At 43.7% G+C, this 4,999-nt stretch carries 5 protein-coding genes; 2 read left to right on the top strand and 3 right to left on the bottom strand.

Annotated features, from left to right (window positions below):
• Positions 1-288 precede the first annotated feature (288 nt).
• The 3 genes from ACEW80_RS28045 to ACEW80_RS28055 form a co-directional block, all read right to left on the bottom strand.
• Positions 289-624 carry a XisI protein gene (locus ACEW80_RS28045; protein WP_373529746.1) on the bottom strand — a complete coding sequence of 112 codons (336 nt, stop codon included), beginning with the start codon at positions 622-624 and terminating at the stop codon, positions 289-291.
• The gene (locus tag ACEW80_RS28050) at positions 612-1,028 is read right to left on the bottom strand and encodes a XisH family protein (protein WP_373529747.1); all 417 of its coding nucleotides are present in this window, start codon (positions 1,026-1,028) and stop codon (positions 612-614) included. The genes ACEW80_RS28045 and ACEW80_RS28050 overlap by 13 nt, the downstream gene beginning before the upstream one ends.
• A 256-nt stretch (positions 1,029-1,284) precedes the next feature.
• Entirely contained in the window at positions 1,285-1,920 is a 636-nt protein-coding gene (locus tag ACEW80_RS28055; protein WP_373529748.1) for a transaldolase family protein, read from the bottom strand.
• Positions 1,921-2,156: 236 nt separating this feature from the next.
• Between ACEW80_RS28055 and ACEW80_RS28060 the strand changes: the two genes are divergently transcribed.
• Both ACEW80_RS28060 and ACEW80_RS28065 read left to right on the top strand, forming a co-directional pair.
• Positions 2,157-2,876: an aquaporin gene (locus ACEW80_RS28060; RefSeq protein WP_373529749.1), complete on the top strand. Its 720-nt coding sequence runs from the start codon at positions 2,157-2,159 to the stop codon at positions 2,874-2,876.
• An 87-nt stretch (positions 2,877-2,963) separates the two neighbouring features.
• Positions 2,964-4,999: sigma 54-interacting transcriptional regulator (locus ACEW80_RS28065; RefSeq protein WP_373529750.1), on the top strand; the 2,036-nt coding region annotated here is incomplete at its 3' end.

Here is a 4,999-nt window from a genome sequence, read left to right on the forward strand (position 1 = left end):
TAGCATCCAGAGGTTCAAAAACCTTGCACTTTCGTCGGCGAGCGCCGGGCAAATTGGGAAACTAAGCGACGAAACTACTATTTTGTAAGCTGTGTGGCTTCTAGATTCGCTCTGGAGACTTATTCAGCAAGCCCTACATAAAGCTATGGGCTGATGTGAATTGTATTGCTGTATGTGCGTTAGCGTAGCTCACCGTAGGTATCGCCTTAGCATATACTTTATCATACCAAGTAGCAGCCGTTGATGAAATTGTCTGCGCGGTCATCCTTGATATGCTACGTATTTTATTTAAGCTACTCCATACCCTGTATACGGACGCTTATACGGCGGATGCAACCCCAGAATAATATCCTCTTTCGGCATACCCATTTCTACTAATTCCCGCGCAATATCTACATCAGTCATATTGCGCTGAATCCAAATTTTACCATCCTTAATATCCAAATGTATGATACAGATGTAGACTCGCTTAAGTCCTTCCCAGCCAACTTCCAAAAGCTGGTAGTGGTCATGTTCTGTATCAAACACAAGCTGAGACTCAATGTGTGAATTGCTACTCTCAAAAGTAGCGTGAGACGTTAATACTTGGCGGATGCTTTGGCGGTACTGTTCTACTCTTTCCATTCGACAATCACCTCCTGAAGTGGATCATAACTCACCAGCTTCACTTGATAAAGTTTGACAGCTTCCTGAGTAAATCGTTCCTGAAAGAACGACTCAAACGTATCAACAGGAACCGCTAAATACAATATTCTATCTGGTTCACTCATCTGTAATGCAAGGCGATAGTTCAAAAACTGCCCCAGTGCTGAGTGAAAGTCAGTGATGACAGAGCTATTAAGAAAGCTTTTGATTTCAACTGCAATTTTTCGCCCCCCTTTATCAGCTGCAAGGATTTTTTCTGCGGCTAAGTCAATCTCAAACTTTACACGCTCAATCCTGATTTTTAGCGGATCTGCTGTAATCACCCACTGCTCTTTTAAGAGTGCTTGTTTTACAGCATTATGAAATAAATCTTTGGCAGCCATTTTTCCTCACATTGAAGCGATCGCAATTACCAGAGATTTAATTCTCACTTGCTAATTTCATATCACAACTCTCGAATTGCAGCGCTAATAAGCAATTTTTAAGCACTCTGTGACTAACTCAGACATATTGATATTGGGAAATATCAACTGCTGCGACTGAAAAATACAGCAGCCAAGATAATTAAACCTAAAAGTGCCAAAGGAACCCAGAGATTAGGAAGATCCGATAAACTCATATTTAATTACGAATTACGAATTATTTTAAGCCGATGCCTGCTTTGGCAAATTCTTCAACAGTTTTCTGTGAGAATTCATGAGTAGCGATCGCCTGCAACATCGCCAATGGTAAAGTCAAATGATCCGCCCCGGCTTGCAACGACGCAGCTGCTTCTTCAGGAGATTTAATACTAGCTGCCAAAATTTTAGTATCACTGCCTTTGAGTACGCTGGCCATATCCCGCACCAAAGCAATACCGTCACCTAACAAGCGAGTAGCGCGATTTACATAAGCTATGGCAATTTTAGCTCCTGCTTCTTTTGCAACTGCTGCCTGTGCTGCACTGTAAATTGCTGTCACCGCACAAGTAATTTCTGGTGATAAACTCGCCACCACTTCAAACCCTAACGGTGTTGCGGGAATCTTCAAAATTGTTTGCGAACCAATAATCTCAAAAGCTTTTCTACCTTCAGCTAGCATAAGAGCTTTATCAGATGCCACAAGTTGATAATATAATGAACCATTTGTCAAGGCAACCAAATTTTTGAGCGTGGTTTCTGGTGGCGTATCGCTTTGAGCCAACAGCGTGGGATTTGTTGTAATGCCCTTTACCCATCCCCAAAACTTAACAACTTCAGCTTCAGATGCAATCGCTGAGTCCAGATAAATTGCCATAATTTGTCCCCAATCAATTCTTAGATATTAATGTACAATAGCCCCACGTAATTTGTGACAAGTTACAGCAGTTTTCAATTCGATAGAACACAGGTTGGCTGTAGTTTTTAAATCAGGCAAACAACTGTATATAGTTACGTTTTATACTTAGTTATTAAGAAGCGAGTAGTTATATTAATGTGATTCGGCTAATGTGTACAAGTATCAATAACATCTAGCCAGTTATCGCATTTCTCATGAATCGTTACTCCTTAGCAAAACGATGTTTGGCGGAAGCTTTAGGTACAGCTTGGTTGGTGATGATGGGCGTGGGTACTGCGGTGATCTCTGGTACAGTACCTTGGGTTGGAGTTACTGGGGTAGCGATCGCATTTGGCTTAAGTTTGTTGACTGCTGCCTATACTTTTGGTTCGATCAGTGGATGTCACATCAACCCCGCAGTCACAATTGGTTTTTGGGTAGCCAAGCAGTTTTCTTACCGAGACGTTTTGCCATATATCGGGAGTCAGGTTCTCGGCGCAATATGGGGGACTACTATCCTGTTTTTGATTTGCATGGGCAAGCCTGGGTTTACAACAGCCAACTTTGGTTCTAATGGCGTGGGAATTCACTCCCCGGATAACTATAGTTGGTGGGCTGGTGCATTAGCTGAATTCATTGTTACCTGTGGCTTTGTGCTGCTGATCTTGAGCGTAACATCTTCTCCCGCTTTCAAGCGGTCTGCACCGATCCCCATAAGTTTAGGGCTTACCTTGGCGCATCTTATCCTTATTCCTGTTACCAATGCCAGCGTCAATCCTGTGCGTAGGCGTAGCCCGCCGCAGGCATCGCTAGCCACAGCTATCTTTACTCGCGGTTGGGCATTGGCTGACCTTTGGATTTTCATCGTGTTCCCAATTTTAGGTGGAGTTTTGGCGGGTATGGTTGCCCGATGGCTGCAAGAACCAGACATCTAATACTATTCACAGGCCACACGTAGATATTTTGACCCAGCTTTCAAGGGATAATTCTTGTTATACAGCAGCCTGCACGGAGAAATTAATATGACATCTCCAGAAACGGTTACATGGCTACAAGAACGGACAACTTTAGGAATTCTCTCACCTGAAGTATTGAATGCGATCGCCCAAGTAATTGAAGAACAAGTTGTACCAGCCCAAACTAACCTAGTTCAACAAAGCACTTCCCCAGAAGCGCTTTATATTCTCATTGAAGGTCAAATCGAAAGCAGTAGCAGCAATCAAATTAACCCAGCCTTAGCCTATGGCTTACTTCCCGGCTCAGTAATTAATCTCAGAGAATTACTCTTAGATGAATCAGTTTTGTTGACAATTACTACCCTAGCAGAATGTCGTTTGTGGGTTGTGCCTGCTGATAAATTTCGTTCGTTAGTCATCCAATACCCCGAAATTGCTCAGGCTTTTTCCCGCCAATTGGTTCAAGAATTAGCTCAGGTTACATCTGCACTTACCTACGAACAAGAACGTTCCGTAGCTTTGCGACCATATTTAGTTACTAAGGCGCAACGGGGAATTGTCGGTACAAGTCGCTATGCTGTACGTCTGCGGGAGCAAATTCGAGAAGCTGCGGCTGATCGCAAATCAGTGGATATTTTCGGGGAACCAGGTTTAGAAAAAGATAATATAGCAGCCCTGATCCATTTTGGTTCTCCCAAACGGCGAGAACCAATTATTAAAGTAAATTGTGGTATTCTCCAAACTAGCGGTGCAGATTTATTCGGTCGCGCTGGTGGCAAACCAGGACTCTTGGAATGGTTGGGGGAAGGCACTCTAGTTTTTAACAACATTCAAGAATTGCCAACAGAGTTATTGCCTGCCGTGACGCAGTTGCTCAAAACTGGTACATATACCCCCGTCAGTCGTTCTGGAGAGCCAACTGCCCAAGCTCGTCCCAGTAAAGCACGCATTCTCATTGTTTCCGAAAAAACTCAGCCGACAATTGAACGCTGTATTGGTCACATCATTAAAGTACCGCCGCTACGAGTTCGGAAAGCTGATATTCAGACACAAGTTGAATATTATACTAGTCTCTACACTCGCGCTAGAGGCATTTCTAAACCGCACATTACTCCAGAAGCTTTGCGCCGCCTACAGTCCTATGATTTTCCTGGCAACCTCAAAGAATTGAAAAATCTGGTAGAAAGAGCGATCGTGCAAGCGGGGGATGCCAATGAATTAACAGAAGAAATTTTCTGGCCAGCCGAAGCCAAGAAAAAACGATTTCGGGTAAATCTTTTAAATGTCTATCCTGGTTTACGGCGGTTTCTGCGTAGTTCCTGGTGGCCCGATCGCATTAACTATAGTTTGACTGCACCTGCTTTTGCAATTATTGTGGCAGTGTTATTTATTGGGCCACAAACCCGCGATCGCAATTTTGTTTTAAATTTATTTTGGGCTTGGTGGTGGCCTTTCTTTCTATTTCTCTTTCCCTTTTTGGGTCGTGTCTGGTGTTCTGTTTGTCCCTTCATGATTTACGGGGAAATTACCCAAAAAATATCTCTTTGGTTGTGGCCTCGAAAACTCAAGCGCTGTCCGAGAGAACAAGCTGAGAAATGGGGCGGATGGTTCATGTTTGGTTTGTTCTCCTTAATTTTCATCTGGGAAGAACTCTGGCATTTAGAAAATACTGCCTACCTGAGCGCTTGTTTACTGCTATTAATTACCGCCGGGGCGATGATTTTCTCTGCTCTTTTTGAGCGGCGGTTTTGGTGTCGGTATCTCTGTCCCATCGGCGGGATGAATGGTTTATTTGCCAAACTCTCAATGACGGAACTTCGGGCACAGCAAGGTATTTGCTCTGCCAGTTGCACCACCTATCAGTGCTATAAAGGTGGGCCACAAAAGGGCGAAGGGATGGAAACTAATGGATGTCCTTTATACTCCCATCCAGCGCAATTAGAAGATAATAGAGATTGCGTACTGTGCATGACTTGTCTGAAAGCCTGTCCCCATCGTTCCGTTGAGTTCAACTTGCGTCCCCCAGGTATTGAACTGTGGACAACTCATGTACCCCGCACCTATGAAGTAGCATTATTATTTTTGCTGTTGGGTGGGATATA

The sequence above is a fragment of the Nostoc sp. genome (genome assembly GCF_041747015.1).
Lineage (GTDB): Bacteria > Cyanobacteriota > Cyanobacteriia > Cyanobacteriales > Nostocaceae > Nostoc.

What these genes read in the sequence shown, in the direction of transcription:
- ACEW80_RS28045 (WP_373529746.1), bottom strand. Translation starts at nt 624, where the DNA reads ATGGAAAGAGTAGAACAGTACCGCCAAAGCATCCGCCAAGTATTAACG.
- ACEW80_RS28050 (WP_373529747.1), bottom strand. Translation starts at nt 1,028, where the DNA reads ATGGCTGCCAAAGATTTATTTCATAATGCTGTAAAACAAGCACTCTTA.
- ACEW80_RS28055 (WP_373529748.1), bottom strand. Translation starts at nt 1,920, where the DNA reads ATGGCAATTTATCTGGACTCAGCGATTGCATCTGAAGCTGAAGTTGTT.
- ACEW80_RS28060 (WP_373529749.1), top strand. Translation starts at nt 2,157, where the DNA reads ATGAATCGTTACTCCTTAGCAAAACGATGTTTGGCGGAAGCTTTAGGT.